Origin of the sequence: Sphingomonas astaxanthinifaciens DSM 22298 (assembly GCF_000711715.1) — a bacterium.
Classification (GTDB): Bacteria; Pseudomonadota; Alphaproteobacteria; order Sphingomonadales; family Sphingomonadaceae; genus Sphingomicrobium; species Sphingomicrobium astaxanthinifaciens_A.
Genome location: NZ_JONN01000001.1, coordinates 954,919 through 968,281 on the forward strand (window position 1 = coordinate 954,919; position 13,363 = coordinate 968,281).

Below are 13,363 nucleotides of genomic sequence, written 5' to 3' on the forward strand. Positions count from 1 at the left end.
CAGCGTTAGTGGAGAGCGGCGGAGGTGACCAGAGGTCCGCGCGGCCGTGCTTCGACTTCGCTCAGCACGAACGACTTCGTCTAGTCTCGTTCGTCCTGAGCGAAGTCGAAGGACGCCTTCCCTACCGCCCCATCACCTTCTCGACCAGTTGCCGAAGCTGCCCGAACCGCGCGACACCGATCCCGCTCGCCTCGACCCCGCCCGGCACCCAGGCTTCCTCGAAGCCCAGTTTGGCCGCTTCCTTGAGCCGGAGCTGGGTGTGCGCCGCCGGCCGGACCTCGCCCGACAGGGCGACTTCGCCCATCACCACCGCCTCGGCCGGGACCGGCCGCTCGGACAGCGCCGAGACCAGCGCCGCCGCCACCGCGAGATCGGCCGCGGGGTCGCTCAATTTGTAGCCGCCCGCAACGTTCAGATAGACTTCCGCGGTCGCGAAGCTCACCCCGCAGCGCGCTTCCAGCACCGCCAGCAGCATCGCGAGGCGCGAACTGTCCCAGCCGACCGCCGAGCGCCGCGGCGTCGCCCCGCTCGCCAGCCGCACCGTCAGCGCCTGGATCTCGACCAGCACGGGCCGAGTCCCCTCGAGCGCGGGGAAGATGGCGGTCCCGCTGACCGGATCGTCGCGGCGGGTGAGGAACAGCGCGCTCGGATTGGGGACCTCGGCCAGCCCCGCCCCTTCCATCGCGAACACCCCGATCTCGTCGGTCCCGCCGAAGCGGTTCTTAACCGCGCGGAGGATCCGATACTGGTGGCTCCGCTCGCCCTCGAAACCCAGCACCGCGTCGACCATGTGCTCGAGCACGCGCGGCCCCGCGATGCTGCCGTCCTTGGTGACGTGCCCGACGAGGATCAGCGCGGTGCCGCGGTCCTTGGCGAAGCGGATCAGCTCCTGCGCGCTGGCGCGGACCTGGCTGACCGTCCCCGGCGCCCCCTCGATGAGGTCGGAATGCATCGTCTGGACGCTGTCGATCACCAGCAGCGCGGGCGGCGGTCCGCTCCCGAGCGTCGTCAGGATGTCGCGCACGCTCGTCACGCTTGCGAGCTGCACCGGCGCGGTGCCCAGCCCCAGCCGGAGCGCGCGCAGGCGCACCTGGTCGACCGCTTCCTCGCCCGAAACGTAGACCGCGCCCTTGCCCGCCCGCGCGATCGCCGCGGCGACCTGGAGCAGCAGGGTCGACTTGCCGATCCCGGGATCGCCCGCGAGCAGCATCGCCGAGCCCGGGACCAGCCCGCCGCCGACCGCGCGGTCGAATTCGGCGACGCCGGTCTCGATCCGCACCGGCAGCGCGACCTCGGCGTCGAGCCCGACCAGCTCGACCGCCCGGCCGCCCGCCGACAGGTCGTGCTTCTGGCTGAACACGGTCGGGGCCGCATTCTCCTGGATCAGCGTGTTCCACTCGGCGCAATCGGGGCATTGTCCCTGCCAGCGGGACTGGGCCGACCCGCAGGCCTGGCAGACGTAACGGGCTTTGAGCTTGGCCATCGGCCTTTGGTAGGAAGCCCAAGCCCGGACCGCAACGCTGCAACGCTTGTTGCCACCGCGCAACAACGCTTCCCAAAATCCCTAGGAATCCGGCGTTTGCTCTTGCGCGCGAGGACCAGTCAGACGAGTTGGAGCGCCTCGGAAATTTTATCTCATCCCATGGGGGGACATCTTGACCAAGTATCTGCTGACGGCGGCCGTTGCTGCCCTCTTCGCCACGCCTGCCGCCGCGGCCGATTTTTCGGGTCCGCGCGTCGAGGCTCGTCTGTCCTATGATCGCGCCACGCTCGAAGCGACGCTGTCGGACGGCTTCACCACCGAGTCGGGCAGCGACAAGGACAGCGGGATCGGCCTCGGCGCCGAAGCCGGCTACGACGCGCAGGTCGGCGGCAACTTCGTCGTCGGCGGCTATGTCGGTGGCGACTGGAGCTCGGCTGCCTTCACCAGCGATTTCGACGGCACCAGTTCGCGCCTCGAAGCCGGCCGCAACCTCTACCTCGGCGTGCGCGCCGGCGCGGCCGTCGGCCCGGCCCTGCTCTATGCCAAGGGCGGCCTCAGCCGCGGTCGCCTGAAGCTGGTCTACGATGACGGCTTCGACCGGGTCAGCGACAGCACCAACCGCAGTGGCTGGCACCTCGGCGCCGGTGTCGAGGTCGGCCTCGGCAAGGCCTATGTGAAGGGTGAGTACACCCACACCGAATATAATGGCTCGAGCTTCAGCGACCCCGACTTCGGCATCGACGCCAAGATCGACGCCAAGCGCGACCAGCTGACGGCGGCGGTCGGCTTCCGCTTCTAAGCGGTCCGCCACCACCAAGCGAACGAGGCCTCGCCGGGCGACCGGCGGGGCCTTTTTCGTGCCCGCTGGTCTTTGGTCCCGGTCCTGCCTTGGCCCCGTCTCCCGCCCCGCCGCGTTGAGCGACGACTAACCCCCGAGGAGAATTTCATGCCCTATGCCAAGGCCAAGGACGGCACCATGCTCTATTACAAGGACTGGGGACGCGGCGATCCGGTCGTCCTGATGCACGGCTGGCCGCTGACCGGCGACACCTTCGACGATCTCGCGATCAAGCTGGTCGAGGCCGGCAAGCGCTGCATCATCCCCGACCGCCGCGGCTTTGGCCGTTCGGAGCAGCCGTGGGACGGCCACGACTACGATACTTACGCCGACGACGTCGCGGCGATCCTCGAGGATGCCGGGATCAACCAGCCGGTCGCGCTGGTCGGCTTCTCGATGGGCGGCGGCGAGGTCGCGCGCTTCCTCTCCAAGCAGGGCAAGGGCCGGGTCAGCGCCGCGGTGCTCGCCAGCTCGGTCGTCCCCAAGGTCGCGCAAAGCGACGACTGGCCCGACGGCGTGCCGCAGTCGGCGCTCGACGACGTCACCAAGCAGATGAAGGAGGATCGCGCGGGCTTCCTGCAGACCTTCCTCAAGCAGTTCTACGGGGTCGGCTTCCTCGAGCATCCGGTCAGCCAGGGCGTGCTCGACGCGGGCTTCCAGCAGGGCATGATGAGCGGCGCCCGCCCCTTCTACGCCGCCGCGGCGGCCTGGGCCGGGACCGACTTCCGCCCCGACCTCCCCGCCTTCGAGGGCGTACCGACGCTGATCCTCCACGGAACGAGCGACAAGAACGTCCCCATCGAGGGCACCGGCCGCAAGGCCGCCGAGGCGCTGCCGCACGCGACGCTGATCGAATATGACGGCAGCCCTCACGGCATATTCGAGACCGACAAGGAGCGCTTCTGCAAGGACGTGGTCGAGTTCCTCACCCGCGAGACGCGCGGCACCACCGCCGACACGAGCGCCAGCGCCATCCCGCTGACGAATTGAGATGAATAGTCGTCCCGGCGAAGGCCGGGACCTCGGGAGGTAGGAGAACTACACCTGAGGTCCCGGCCGGCGCCGGGACGACGGACCTAAACCAGCACTTCCCTCGCTTCAGCCTGGCTCAAAAACGCCTGCGGACTCGCGCTCAACCCATAGGCTCCCGCGCAGAAGATCGCGATCACGTCGCCGACCTCGGCGCGCGGCAGCATGACCTCGTCGGCCAGCAGATCGAGCGGGGTGCAGAGGCAGCCGACCACGGTCACTTCTTCCTCCGCCTCGGCCCCGAACCGGTTCGCCACCGCCACCGGATAGTTGCGCCGGAGGAGCTGCCCGAAATTGCCCGACGCCGCGAGCATGTGATGAAGCCCCCCGTCGACCACCAGGAAGGTCTTGCCGCGGCTCACCTTCCGGTCGACCACCCGGGTCAGGTAGACCCCCGCCTCGCCAACCAGCCAGCGCCCCAGCTCGATCACGAACTTCGTGTCGCCGAGGATCGCAGGCCGCGCGTCCAGCGTCTCCTTGAGCGCCGCCCCCACCGCCCAGATGTCGAGCTCCTCGTCGCCGGCAAAATAGGGAATGCCGAACCCGCCGCCGAGATTGACCTCGGGCGGGGTCGCCCCGACCTCGGTCGCGATCTCCGCTGCCAGCCCGACCGTCGCCCGCTGCATTTCGCTCACCGCCTCGGCGCTCAGCGACTGCGAACCCGCATAGACATGCAGCCCGCGCCACTCCGCCCCGGCCTCGATGATCCGCCGCACCAGCGGGGCCACGCGCTCGTGATCCACCCCGAATTGGCTCGCGAGGCCACCCATCTTCATGCCCGAGCCCTTGAGCCCGAATGGCGGATTGACCCGGACGGCAATTTGCGGCGGCCGAACTTCGCGATCCCAAAACTGTAGCGCCAGCTTGAACTCGCGCTCGCTCTCGATATTCAACGTCACTCCGCGACAGACCGCATCCATGACGTTCAATTCCGTCTTCCCCGGTCCCGCCCAGCTGATGGGCATGGGGTCCCACCGCACGACCTCATGCCACTCGCGTTCGGAGGCCACGTCGAAGCCATCCACCAACGGCTGAATGAAGCTCAGCAGGTCGGGGTTCGGATTGGCCTTCACGGCATAGTGCAGCTTGAGCCCCGGATAAGAAGGCATGGCTGCGCGAAACAGCCGGATCTGCTCCTCGATCCGGTCACGGTCGTAAGCAAAGACCGGGGTGCCCTCGCGCACCAGATCGCTGGCGCGTGCGCGACCAATTAGCAAATCGCCGTCGGCGCCCGCCGCAAAGCCCGCCGGGATCGGCCCCATCGCCTTCATGTCGCAATCTCCGCGCTGAGCGCCGCCCGGTCGATCTTGCCGTTGGGCGACAAGGGCAGCGCTTCGACCCAGCGGATCTCGCCCGGCCGCATGTGCGCGGGCAGCTCGGCGGCGAACCAGGCGGCCAGCCTTTCCTCGGCCCCCTCGCCCTTCGCCACCGCGACCAGCACGATCCGTTGCCCCAGCCGCTCGTCCTTGACCCCGAAGACCGCCGCGTCTTCGACCGCCCCGCTCGCCATCGCCGCTTCCTCGATCTCGCTTGGGGAAATGCGGTGCCCCGACACCTTGATCATCGCGTCGTCGCGGCCGCGGATCCGCAGCAGCCCGTCGGTCCCGACGACCGCCCGGTCCCCCGACCACACCGCACCGTTCCGGAAGCGCTGCGCCGTGCGCTCGGGATCGTTCCAGTAACCCTGCGCCACCAGCGGCCCGGCATGGACCAGCTCGCCCTCCTCGCCCGCCTCAGCCTCGCTCCCGTCCGTGCGCCGCACCGACAACTCGGCGAAGGGGATGGCCGTCCCCACCGCATCGGGCTTCTCGTCCACTTGGCGAGGGTCGAGGCTCGCCGAACGAAATGCCTCGGTCAGTCCGTACATGAGATGCAACTTCGCCTGCGGGAACAGCCCCCGCAGCCGCCGCACCAGCGCCTCGGGCATATGCCCGCCGCTGTTGGTCAGCGTCCGCAAACTCGCGCCGCTCGCCCCCCACTCCTGCTCGGCAAGCTGCACCCACAAGGGCGGCACCCCCGCGAGCACCGTCGCCGCGGTCCGCGCGACTGCCCGCACCACGTCGCGCGGCAGGAGATAGTCGAAGGCGATCGCCTCGCCCCCCGCCGCCCAGGTCGAGAGCAGCTGGTTCTGCCCATAATCGAACGCCAGCGGCAGCACGCACAGGGTCCGGTCGTCGGTGCGCAGCCCGAGATAATGCGCCACGCTCACCGCCCCCAGCCACAGGTTCGCGTGGCTCAGCATCACGCCCTTGGGCCGCCCGGTCGAGCCGCTGGTGTAGAGCAGGGCCGCGAGGGTATCGGGCGCATGATCGGACGGGGGAAGCGCGTCCGTTCCCTCCTCCCAATCCTCCAGCGCCATCGCCATCTCCGGCCGCGCCTCGAGCGTCTCCAGCCGCGCGCGATTGGCGACCAGCAGCCGCGTCCCGCTGTCAGCAAGGATATGCTCGGCCTGCGCCCGCCGAAGCACCGGGTTGATCGGCACATGCACCAGCCCCGCGCGCGCCGCCGCCAGCGGAGCCACGCAGGCGAGCCTCGTCTTGCCCATCCAGCTCGCCACCCGGTCGCCCGGCTCCAGCCCCAGCGCCAGCAGCCGGTGCGCGGTCCGCGCGACCGCCTCCTCGAGCGCGGCATGGGTCAGCGTCTCCGCCCCCACCCGCAGCGCGCGCGCATCGCGCTCCCCGCGCAAGGTCAGGTGGTCGAGCGGACGGGGCGTGGGATCGGGGCCGGTCATGGCGCCCCTCGAATGGCGACTAACTTGCGCCTTGGCCAGCTTTTCCCCTAGGGGGCGCCCACCATGGCCGCCAAGCCCCAGCCCTCGCTCCTCGACCGCGACTCCGCGCTGCGTGCGCTCCTGGCCGACACCCTCGGCCTCCCCGCCACCCGCGTCGCCGCTTTCGACGAGCGAACCGAGCTGTTCGGCGCCCTCCCCGAATTCGATTCCATGGCGGTCGCCAACCTCCTCACCGGCATCGAGGAGCAGTTCGACGTCCTGATCGAGGACAGCGACGTCGAAGCCGAGGATTTCATGACCTTCGGCAGCCTCAGCGCTTTCGTGGAGCGGCTGGTAAGGGCCTAGGCCTTAGCGCAAGCAAGTCCGCACAGTTTCGTCACCCCGGGCTCGACCCGGGGTCCCGCTTCTTTTGCGGCACAAGCAAGGAAACCTGATCGAGCTGGTTGAGGTCGCCCTCCGCACCGCCTTTGTCGCTTCCTCTTGATACGAAACAGCGGGACCCCGGGTCAGGCCCGGGGTGACGAGAAAATTGGGCGTAGCCCGCCTTACTCCGCCGCCTGCAGTTCCGCATACTCCTCGGCCGCCAGGAACCGCTCGGCGTCCAGCGCCGCCATGCAGCCCGTGCCCGCCGCCGTCACCGCCTGGCGGTAGACCTTGTCCATGACGTCGCCGCAGGCGAACACGCCGGGGATGTTGGTGCGGGTCGAGCCGGTCTCGACCGCCAGATAACCGTCCGAATCCAGCTCGAGCTGCCCGGCGAAGAGCTCGGTCGCGGGCTTGTGGCCGATCGCGACGAACGCGCCGTCGACAGCGATGTCCTGATGCTCGCCCGTCACCCGGTTCTTGAGCCGCAATCCGACCAGCGCCTCGGGTTCGCCGCCCGACAGGAATTCCTCGACCTCGCTGTTCCAGATGACCTTGATCGACTTGTGCGCGAACAGCCGGTCCTGGAGGATCTTCTCGGCGCGCAGCGAATCGCGGCGGTGGATGAGGGTCACGTCGTCGCTGTGGTTGGTGAGGTAGAGCGCCTCCTCGACCGCGGTATTGCCGCCGCCGATCACCGCCACCTTCTTGCCGCGATAGAAGAAGCCGTCGCAGGTCGCGCAGGCGGATGCCCCCTTGCCCTTCATATGCTCCTCGCTCGGCAGCCCCAGCCACTTGGCCTGGGCGCCGGTCGCGATGACGAGCGTGTCGGCGAGATAGGTGGTGCCGCTGTCGCCGATCAGCCGGAACGGGCGGCCGTTCAGCTCGACCCGCTCGATATGGTCCCAGATCATGCGGGTGCCGACATGCTCGGCCTGCGCCTGCATCTCCTCGACCAGCCAGGGGCCCTGGATGACCTCGCGAAAGCCGGGATAATTCTCGACGTCGGTGGTGGTGGTCAGCTGGCCGCCGGGCTGGATGCCCTGGATGACGATCGGCTTCAGCCCCGCGCGGGCGGCGTAAATGGCCGCCGTCAGGCCCGCCGGGCCCGAGCCGAGGATGATCATGCGGCTGTGGATGGTCTCGCTCATGGGGCCTTACTTAGTGATCGTGGTGGTGCTCGCCAGCCTGCTCGGCGGCGGGGGCCTCGGACTTCTGCATCTTGGCGCAGCAGTCCATCTTCTTCTCGCCCTTGCAGCACTCCATCTTGCAGCAATCGTCCTTCATGCCCTCGTGCTGGGCATGATCGTGGGGTTCGCCCGCGGTCGGATTGGCGACCGGCGCGGGCGCGGCGGCGAGGGCGAGGCTGAGGAGGAAGCTGATCATCCCCCGTCCCTAGCCCAAGCCGCCGCGCAGCAAAAGCGATCAGCCGACCTTGAGCCGGATGAAGGCCATCGCCCCCAGCGGGTTGGACTTCCCATATTCGGGCTTGAGGCCATCGGGCACGAAATTGACCGAAAGCAGCCCGCCCACGCCGAGCTTCACCTGCTCCGCGACGGCAAAATCGCGGATCGCGCCGGCCGAGATCTTACCGACCCGGAAGGCCTCGCCATGGTGGCCCTCCTCCTCGTCGGCGACCGGCACCAGCTCGTTATTCTCGGTCAGCTCGCCGCGCCCGAAGAGGGTCCACAGCCCCTTCTTGAGCGAGGCTTCGGCCGCGAAGGCGTCGTAGCTATGGCCCTCGACCGTCCGCCGGCCCCAGGCGAGCGTGGTCGCGACCCGCGATCCATCGCCAAAGCTGTGCGCCCACATGCCGCTCGCCGACCAGCGCTTCTGGTCGACTCCGGGCTCCAATTGCTCGGGGTCCTTCAGATCCGCCCAGCTGAGCTGCAGCGCGATATCCTGCGTCGGGTTCCAGCTCGCCCGCAGCGCGGTCGAATCGAGCGGCCCGGTCTCGATGTTCCAGCGCTTCTGGTCGGGCTCGCGGCCGTTGAAGCGCGACACCTCGAACTTGACCCGGTCGAGCACCACCCCGCCGGTCACCACGCCGAAGCTGATGTGCTGGCTGTCGAGCCAATGGTGGGTGATCGGCGCCTCGGGCGAATCCATGATCGATTCGCGGTGCATGAAGGCACCCGGCCCGAACGCCGGTTCGCCCGGCAGGCCGCCATAAAGGAAGACGCTGCTCTTGGGGCCGATCGGCTGCGAGAGGCTGGCCGACAGCTCCATCACGAAGTCGTGCGGATGCTGGCGGTCGATCAGCCGGTCGCGGCCGTTCGCCGTCTCCCCGCTCGCGAGCAGCAGCGGATAGCCGCGCTTGCCCATCAAGGGATCGGGGCTGAAGCCCGCTCGCAGCTGGAGCGTGCCCTGCCCCACCGGCCGGCGCGCCATCCCCATCACCATGCCCGCCGGAAAGGTCTTGCCGTCGCCGCGGCGGCTGCCCTGCTTGGAGTGAACCAGGAACAGGTCGGCATGCCCCATCAGCATCCAGTCGCCGCTCATGGCCATGAGCCCGCGATGCTCGGTGCTGTCGGGGGCCCAGGCGGTGCCCGAGGATTCGCGCCCCGCCGGATAGGTCCCGAGCGCCCCGGTCATCGCATGACCTCCATGCTCGCCGGTTCCCATGCCCGTCATGTCGTGCCCGGCGTGGACCCCGGCGGGCTGCGCCGGCGGCGGGGTCATGGCGCCCATGTCATGGCCCGCATGCGGGTCCGCGGGCGTCGGGGCGGCCGGGGTGACCGGCATCGGCATGTCCATATGCGCGCTGTGGTCGACCGGGGCCAGTTCCGCAGCCGGGGTCGCCGCTGCCGGATGATGGTGCGCAGGGGCCGGTGCGGCCGCCTTCTTCGTCACCACCGGCTTCTTCGCCGCCGGCTTCTTCGCCACCGGCTTGGCGGCGGGCTTCTTCTTGGCGACCGGCTTCTTCTTGGCCGGCGCATGGGTCGACATGTCGTGCCCCATGGGCATGGGCATCGACATCTGCGCGGACGCAGGGTGAGCGGCGAGGAGCCCGATGAGGCCGCACGCCAGCAGATACTGACTCTTCACGATATTCTCCTGGAAAACGAGGTTCGCGGGCGCAGCTGGCCCGGCGGATTCACGTCGTTCTCAGGCGCGCGGCGGTGGGACCTCGACCTCGCGGCGGACCCCGTGCTGCACGGGCAGCGCGGGCGCGACAAGCGCCAGGCGCAGCGGGACGGCCGCGGCGACCCGTTCCATCTCGGGCAGGGCCGCGGCCAGCGCGGTGCAGCAGCTCTTCAGCACCATGCCCGCGCCATGATCCTGCTGGTCGGGCTGCGTGGAATGCGCCATCCCCGCCATCTCGGCGCAATGATCGTCGCTAGTCCGCGCCTCGGCCGGAAGTCCGAGCGGCGCGAGGCCGAGCGCGAGGAAGGCAAGCAAGGCGAGCAGCAGCCGCATCGCGCCGCTCCTGCCCGTCCCCGCTGCCGTGCGCAAGCGGACCTTGGCCGGGGTCACATCGACACCATCATCCAGACCGCCATCGCCACCATGCCGAGGTTCTCGGTCAACGAGACGAAGCCCAAAGGCACGTTCGACGATCCCCCGACGCAGGCGCATTTCAATTCGCGCTTGTCGACATAGACCGCCTTGAACACGCTCACCGCGCCGATCCCGCCGATGAACAGCGCCACCGGCACCGACAGCCAGTTCAGCACCCCGCCCAGCATCAGCACGCCCGCCAGCGCCTCGAGCCAGGGATAGGCATAAGCATAAGGGACCCAGCGCTTGGCCAGCAGGTCGTAGTTGAGGAACATCGATGAGAATTTCTCGACGTCCTGAAGCTTCAGCAGCGCGAGCACGCACATCGACAGCGCCACGAACCACTCGCCCGCGCGCACCGTCAGCGGCGTTCCGTACACCGCCAGGCTCAGCACCAGCGCCATGGCCGCGGTCATCCCGAACAGCGCCGCGACCGGGCGGTAACTGGTCGCCCCGGGCTCGGCGACTCGGAGGCCGAGGAAGCGGCGAAGGTCGTCGTGTCCGCCGATCCGCTCGCCGTTGATGAACACCTGGGGCGTGGTCTTGACCCCCTGCTCCCACTTGTAGGCGTCGACTTCCTCGCGGGTCGTCAGGTGACGGTCCTCGACCTGGTAGCCGCGGCTCTTGAGGAGATGCAGCGCCTTCAGCCCGAACGGGCAGACATGGGTCGGCATGACCATCCGGACGAGGGTGGCACGCGGGGTGATGGAGGGTGATTCGCTATTCATGCGCTTCCTCTACCCTCCGTACCATGGTACGGAGTCAAGCATGGCCGATCTCACCATCGCCCGGCTTGCCCGGTCCGCCGGCGTTGGCGTCGAGACCATTCGCTATTACCAGCGCAGGGGATTGCTCGCGGTTCCCGCCGCGGCGGGCGCGGTGCGCCGCTATGGCGAGAGCGACGTCCAGCGCTTGCGCTTTATCCGCGCGGCCCAAGCCGCGGGCTTCACGCTCGAGGAGATCGGCCGCCTGCTCGCCTTCGATCCGGTCGCCGACCGCCCGTCGATCCGCGCGCTCGCCGAGGAACGGGTGGCCGCGCTCGACGCCAGGATCCGCGAGCTCGAGGAGGCGCGCGCCGCGCTCGCCCGCCTCGCACGCCAGTGCGGCAGCGGCGCCAGCGGCCCCTGCCCCATCGTCGAAGCCTTTGAAGGCTAGGCCCTAGACCAACCTGCTCTGCTTCAGCGCCGCCGCAATGAAGCTCGCGAACAGCGGGTGCGGGTCGAACGGGCGGCTCTTGAGTTCGGGGTGGAACTGCACGCCGACGAACCACGGATGGTCGGGCCGCTCGACGATCTCGGGCAGCCGGCCATCGGGCGACAGGCCGCTGAACACGAGGCCCCCCTGCTCGAGCGCCGGGCGATAGGAGGCATTGACCTCGTAGCGATGGCGGTGCCGCTCGCTGATCCTGGTCGTGCCGTAGATCGCCGCGACATGGCTGTTGCCGCCGAGCACCGCATCATAGGCCCCGAGCCGCATCGTCCCGCCGAGGTCGCCGCCCGCGGCGCGCTCCTGCAGGCCCTCCTTGCTCATCCACTCGGTGATGAGGCCGACCACCGGCTCGGGCGTGTCGCCAAATTCGGTGGTGTTGGCATGTTCGAGGCCGGCGAGGTTCCGCGCCCCCTCGATGCAGGCCATCTGCATGCCGAGGCAGATGCCGAAGAAGGGCACCTTGCGCTCGCGGGCGAATTTGACGCTGGCGATCTTGCCTTCCGACCCGCGCTCGCCGAACCCGCCCGGCACGAGGATCGCGTGCATCGGTTCGAGTTCGCCCGCGATCGCGCCATCGTCCTTCTCGAACAATTCGGCGTCGAGCCACTTGATGTTGACCTTGACCCGGTTGGCGATTCCGCCGTGGACCAGCGCCTCGCGAAGCGACTTGTAGGCGTCGGGAAGCCCGACATACTTGCCGACCACGCCGATCGTGACCTCGCCCTCGGGATGGTCGACGGCGTCCATCACGGCTTCCCAGCGGGAAAGGTCGGGACGCGGGTCGGTCGGCATGCCGAACGCCTTTAGCACCTCGTCGTCGAGGCCTTCGCGATGATATTGCAGCGGCACGTCGTAGATCGAGCGCGCGTCCAGCGCCTGGATGACCGCGCTCTTGGGCACGTTGCAGAATTGCGCGATCTTGGCCCGCTCGGCCTCGGGGATCGGCATCTCGCAGCGGCACAGCAGCACGTCGGGCTGGACCCCGAGGCTCGAAATCTCGCGCACGCTGTGCTGGGTCGGCTTGGTCTTGAGCTCGCCCGCGACCTTGATCCACGGCACCAGCGTCGTGTGGACGCTGACCGTGTTGCCGCGGCCAAGGTCGTTCCGAAGCTGACGGAGCGCCTCGATATAGGGCAGGCTCTCGATGTCGCCGACCGTGCCGCCGATCTCGCAGATCACGAAGTCGAGGCCGTCGGTGTCGGCCAGCGCGAATTCCTTGATCGCGTTGGTGACGTGCGGGATCACCTGCACCGTCGCGCCGAGATAGTCGCCGCGCCGCTCGCGCGCGATGATGTCGCGGTAGATGCGCCCGGTGGTGACATTGTCCGACTGCCTGGCCGAGACGCCGGTGAAGCGCTCGTAATGGCCCAGGTCGAGATCGGCCTCGGCCCCGTCGTCGGTGACGTAGACCTCGCCGTGCTGATAGGGCGACATCGTCCCCGGATCGACATTCAGATAGGGGTCGAACTTCCGGATCCGCACGGCATAGCCGCGCGCCTGCAGCAGGGCTGCAAGACTAGCCGAGAGGAGACCTTTGCCGAGGCTGGAGACCACGCCGCCGGTAACGAAAACAAACCGCGCCATGGGAGTCGGGCCTTAGGGAAGAGAATCGAGAAGGGGCAAGGAGAATATTTTTTTCAGCCCCCAATCCGTCGTCCCCCGCGCAGGCGGGGACCCCGGGAAGCGAGGCGTCATTCTCCTGAGGTCCCCGCCTGCGCGGGGACGACGACGAAGCTTACTGCGCCAGCGGCACCGCGCCATTGTCGGCCGGGGCGGCCGAATTGTTCGGCTTGACCGCATCCTGGGCCGGCGCCGGCTGGGTCGCCGGATCGCTCAGGGGCGCCTGCTGGATCGGCTGGTTCGCGATCGAGGCATCGACCTTCTGCGAATCGCCGCGGGTGCCGGCGATGGCGGCCAGCGCGATGCACAGGATGATGAAGGCCGCGCCCAGCCACGCCGTCGCCCGGCTGAGGAAGTCGGCCGCACCGCGCGCGGTCATGAAGCCCGCCGAGGACCCGCCCACGCCCAGCCCGCCGCCTTCGGAGCGCTGCAGCAGGATCACGGTGCACAGCGACACGGCGACGATGGTCTGGACGATGAGGAGGAAGGTGAACAGCATGGGGCGGCCACTTAGCGGCGGGAACGCCGTACTTCAATGACCCGCGGCTCGTGACACTCTTCGTTCGCCCTGAGCGAAGTCGAAGGGCCC

At 68.9% G+C, this 13,363-nt stretch carries 14 protein-coding genes; 4 read left to right on the plus strand and 10 right to left on the minus strand.

Annotation, left to right across the window (positions count from 1 at the left end; genetic code table 11):
* Window positions 1-121: 121 nt before the first annotated feature.
* Complete coding sequence (gene radA / locus BS69_RS0104750) at window positions 122-1,483, minus strand: DNA repair protein RadA (RefSeq protein ID WP_029940830.1); 1,362 nt, start codon at window positions 1,481-1,483, stop codon at window positions 122-124.
* Window positions 1,484-1,655: 172 nt separating this feature from the next.
* On the opposite strand from radA, the gene BS69_RS0104755 reads away from it, so the two are divergent.
* Together BS69_RS0104755 and BS69_RS0104760 are read left to right on the plus strand one after the other, a co-directional pair.
* Complete coding sequence (locus tag BS69_RS0104755; protein ID WP_029940831.1) at window positions 1,656-2,282, plus strand: outer membrane protein; 627 nt, start codon at window positions 1,656-1,658, stop codon at window positions 2,280-2,282.
* A gap of 147 nt (window positions 2,283-2,429) precedes the next feature.
* Complete coding sequence (locus tag BS69_RS0104760; protein ID WP_051676545.1) at window positions 2,430-3,311, plus strand: alpha/beta fold hydrolase; 882 nt, start codon at window positions 2,430-2,432, stop codon at window positions 3,309-3,311.
* Window positions 3,312-3,397: 86 nt separating this feature from the next.
* On the opposite strand, the gene BS69_RS0104765 is transcribed toward BS69_RS0104760, so the two are convergent.
* Together BS69_RS0104765 and BS69_RS0104770 are read right to left on the minus strand one after the other, a co-directional pair.
* Window positions 3,398-4,621 (minus strand): pyridoxal-dependent decarboxylase, exosortase A system-associated, encoded by a 1,224-nt coding sequence (locus BS69_RS0104765; protein ID WP_029940833.1) that lies wholly within the window; start codon window positions 4,619-4,621, stop codon window positions 3,398-3,400.
* Window positions 4,618-6,081: an AMP-binding protein gene (locus tag BS69_RS0104770; RefSeq protein ID WP_029940834.1), complete on the minus strand. Its 1,464-nt coding sequence runs from the start codon at window positions 6,079-6,081 to the stop codon at window positions 4,618-4,620. The genes BS69_RS0104765 and BS69_RS0104770 overlap by 4 nt, the downstream gene beginning before the upstream one ends.
* A gap of 63 nt (window positions 6,082-6,144) precedes the next feature.
* On the opposite strand from BS69_RS0104770, the gene BS69_RS0104775 reads away from it, so the two are divergent.
* Entirely contained in the window at window positions 6,145-6,426 is a 282-nt protein-coding gene (locus BS69_RS0104775) for an acyl carrier protein (protein WP_029940835.1), read from the plus strand.
* Window positions 6,427-6,626: 200 nt separating this feature from the next.
* Here the strand turns inward: BS69_RS0104775 and trxB are convergent, their stop codons facing one another.
* The 5 genes from trxB to BS69_RS0104800 are packed head-to-tail and all read right to left on the minus strand — an operon-like array spanning window position 6,627 to window position 10,673.
* Window positions 6,627-7,595, minus strand: coding sequence for a thioredoxin-disulfide reductase (gene trxB / locus BS69_RS0104780; RefSeq protein ID WP_029940836.1), 969 nt, complete (start codon window positions 7,593-7,595; stop codon window positions 6,627-6,629).
* A gap of 10 nt (window positions 7,596-7,605) precedes the next feature.
* Window positions 7,606-7,830, minus strand: a complete 225-nt coding sequence (locus BS69_RS0104785; protein WP_029940837.1) for a hypothetical protein — start codon at window positions 7,828-7,830, stop codon at window positions 7,606-7,608.
* A 39-nt stretch (window positions 7,831-7,869) separates the two neighbouring features.
* Window positions 7,870-9,492, minus strand: a complete 1,623-nt coding sequence (locus tag BS69_RS0104790) for a hypothetical protein (protein ID WP_156956898.1) — start codon at window positions 9,490-9,492, stop codon at window positions 7,870-7,872.
* A gap of 60 nt (window positions 9,493-9,552) precedes the next feature.
* Window positions 9,553-9,864 carry a hypothetical protein gene (locus tag BS69_RS0104795; RefSeq protein ID WP_029940839.1) on the minus strand — a complete coding sequence of 104 codons (312 nt, stop codon included), beginning with the start codon at window positions 9,862-9,864 and terminating at the stop codon, window positions 9,553-9,555.
* Between the two features lie 53 nt (window positions 9,865-9,917).
* Window positions 9,918-10,673 carry a MauE/DoxX family redox-associated membrane protein gene (locus BS69_RS0104800; RefSeq protein ID WP_029940840.1) on the minus strand — a complete coding sequence of 252 codons (756 nt, stop codon included), beginning with the start codon at window positions 10,671-10,673 and terminating at the stop codon, window positions 9,918-9,920.
* A gap of 40 nt (window positions 10,674-10,713) precedes the next feature.
* On the opposite strand from BS69_RS0104800, the gene BS69_RS0104805 reads away from it, so the two are divergent.
* Window positions 10,714-11,100: a MerR family transcriptional regulator gene (locus BS69_RS0104805; RefSeq protein WP_029940841.1), complete on the plus strand. Its 387-nt coding sequence runs from the start codon at window positions 10,714-10,716 to the stop codon at window positions 11,098-11,100.
* A gap of 3 nt (window positions 11,101-11,103) precedes the next feature.
* Here the strand turns inward: BS69_RS0104805 and BS69_RS0104810 are convergent, their stop codons facing one another.
* Both BS69_RS0104810 and secG read right to left on the minus strand, forming a co-directional pair.
* Window positions 11,104-12,738, minus strand: coding sequence for a CTP synthase (locus tag BS69_RS0104810; RefSeq protein WP_029940842.1), 1,635 nt, complete (start codon window positions 12,736-12,738; stop codon window positions 11,104-11,106).
* A gap of 151 nt (window positions 12,739-12,889) precedes the next feature.
* Window positions 12,890-13,273 (minus strand): preprotein translocase subunit SecG, encoded by a 384-nt coding sequence (gene secG, locus BS69_RS0104815; RefSeq protein ID WP_425423527.1) that lies wholly within the window; start codon window positions 13,271-13,273, stop codon window positions 12,890-12,892.
* Window positions 13,274-13,363: the final 90 nt, after the last annotated feature.

Coding starts and splice junctions, on each gene's coding strand:
- BS69_RS0104800 (WP_029940840.1), bottom strand. CDS start 10,673: ATGAATAGCGAATCACCCTCCATCACCCCGCGTGCCACCCTCGTCCGG.
- BS69_RS0104785 (WP_029940837.1), bottom strand. CDS start 7,830: ATGATCAGCTTCCTCCTCAGCCTCGCCCTCGCCGCCGCGCCCGCGCCG.
- trxB (WP_029940836.1), bottom strand. CDS start 7,595: ATGAGCGAGACCATCCACAGCCGCATGATCATCCTCGGCTCGGGCCCG.
- BS69_RS0104795 (WP_029940839.1), bottom strand. CDS start 9,864: ATGCGGCTGCTGCTCGCCTTGCTTGCCTTCCTCGCGCTCGGCCTCGCG.
- BS69_RS0104810 (WP_029940842.1), bottom strand. CDS start 12,738: ATGGCGCGGTTTGTTTTCGTTACCGGCGGCGTGGTCTCCAGCCTCGGC.
- secG (WP_425423527.1), bottom strand. CDS start 13,273: ATGCTGTTCACCTTCCTCCTCATCGTCCAGACCATCGTCGCCGTGTCG.
- BS69_RS0104770 (WP_029940834.1), bottom strand. CDS start 6,081: ATGACCGGCCCCGATCCCACGCCCCGTCCGCTCGACCACCTGACCTTG.
- radA (WP_029940830.1), bottom strand. CDS start 1,483: ATGGCCAAGCTCAAAGCCCGTTACGTCTGCCAGGCCTGCGGGTCGGCC.
- BS69_RS0104760 (WP_051676545.1), top strand. CDS start 2,430: ATGCCCTATGCCAAGGCCAAGGACGGCACCATGCTCTATTACAAGGAC.
- BS69_RS0104765 (WP_029940833.1), bottom strand. CDS start 4,621: ATGAAGGCGATGGGGCCGATCCCGGCGGGCTTTGCGGCGGGCGCCGAC.
- BS69_RS0104775 (WP_029940835.1), top strand. CDS start 6,145: ATGGCCGCCAAGCCCCAGCCCTCGCTCCTCGACCGCGACTCCGCGCTG.
- BS69_RS0104805 (WP_029940841.1), top strand. CDS start 10,714: ATGGCCGATCTCACCATCGCCCGGCTTGCCCGGTCCGCCGGCGTTGGC.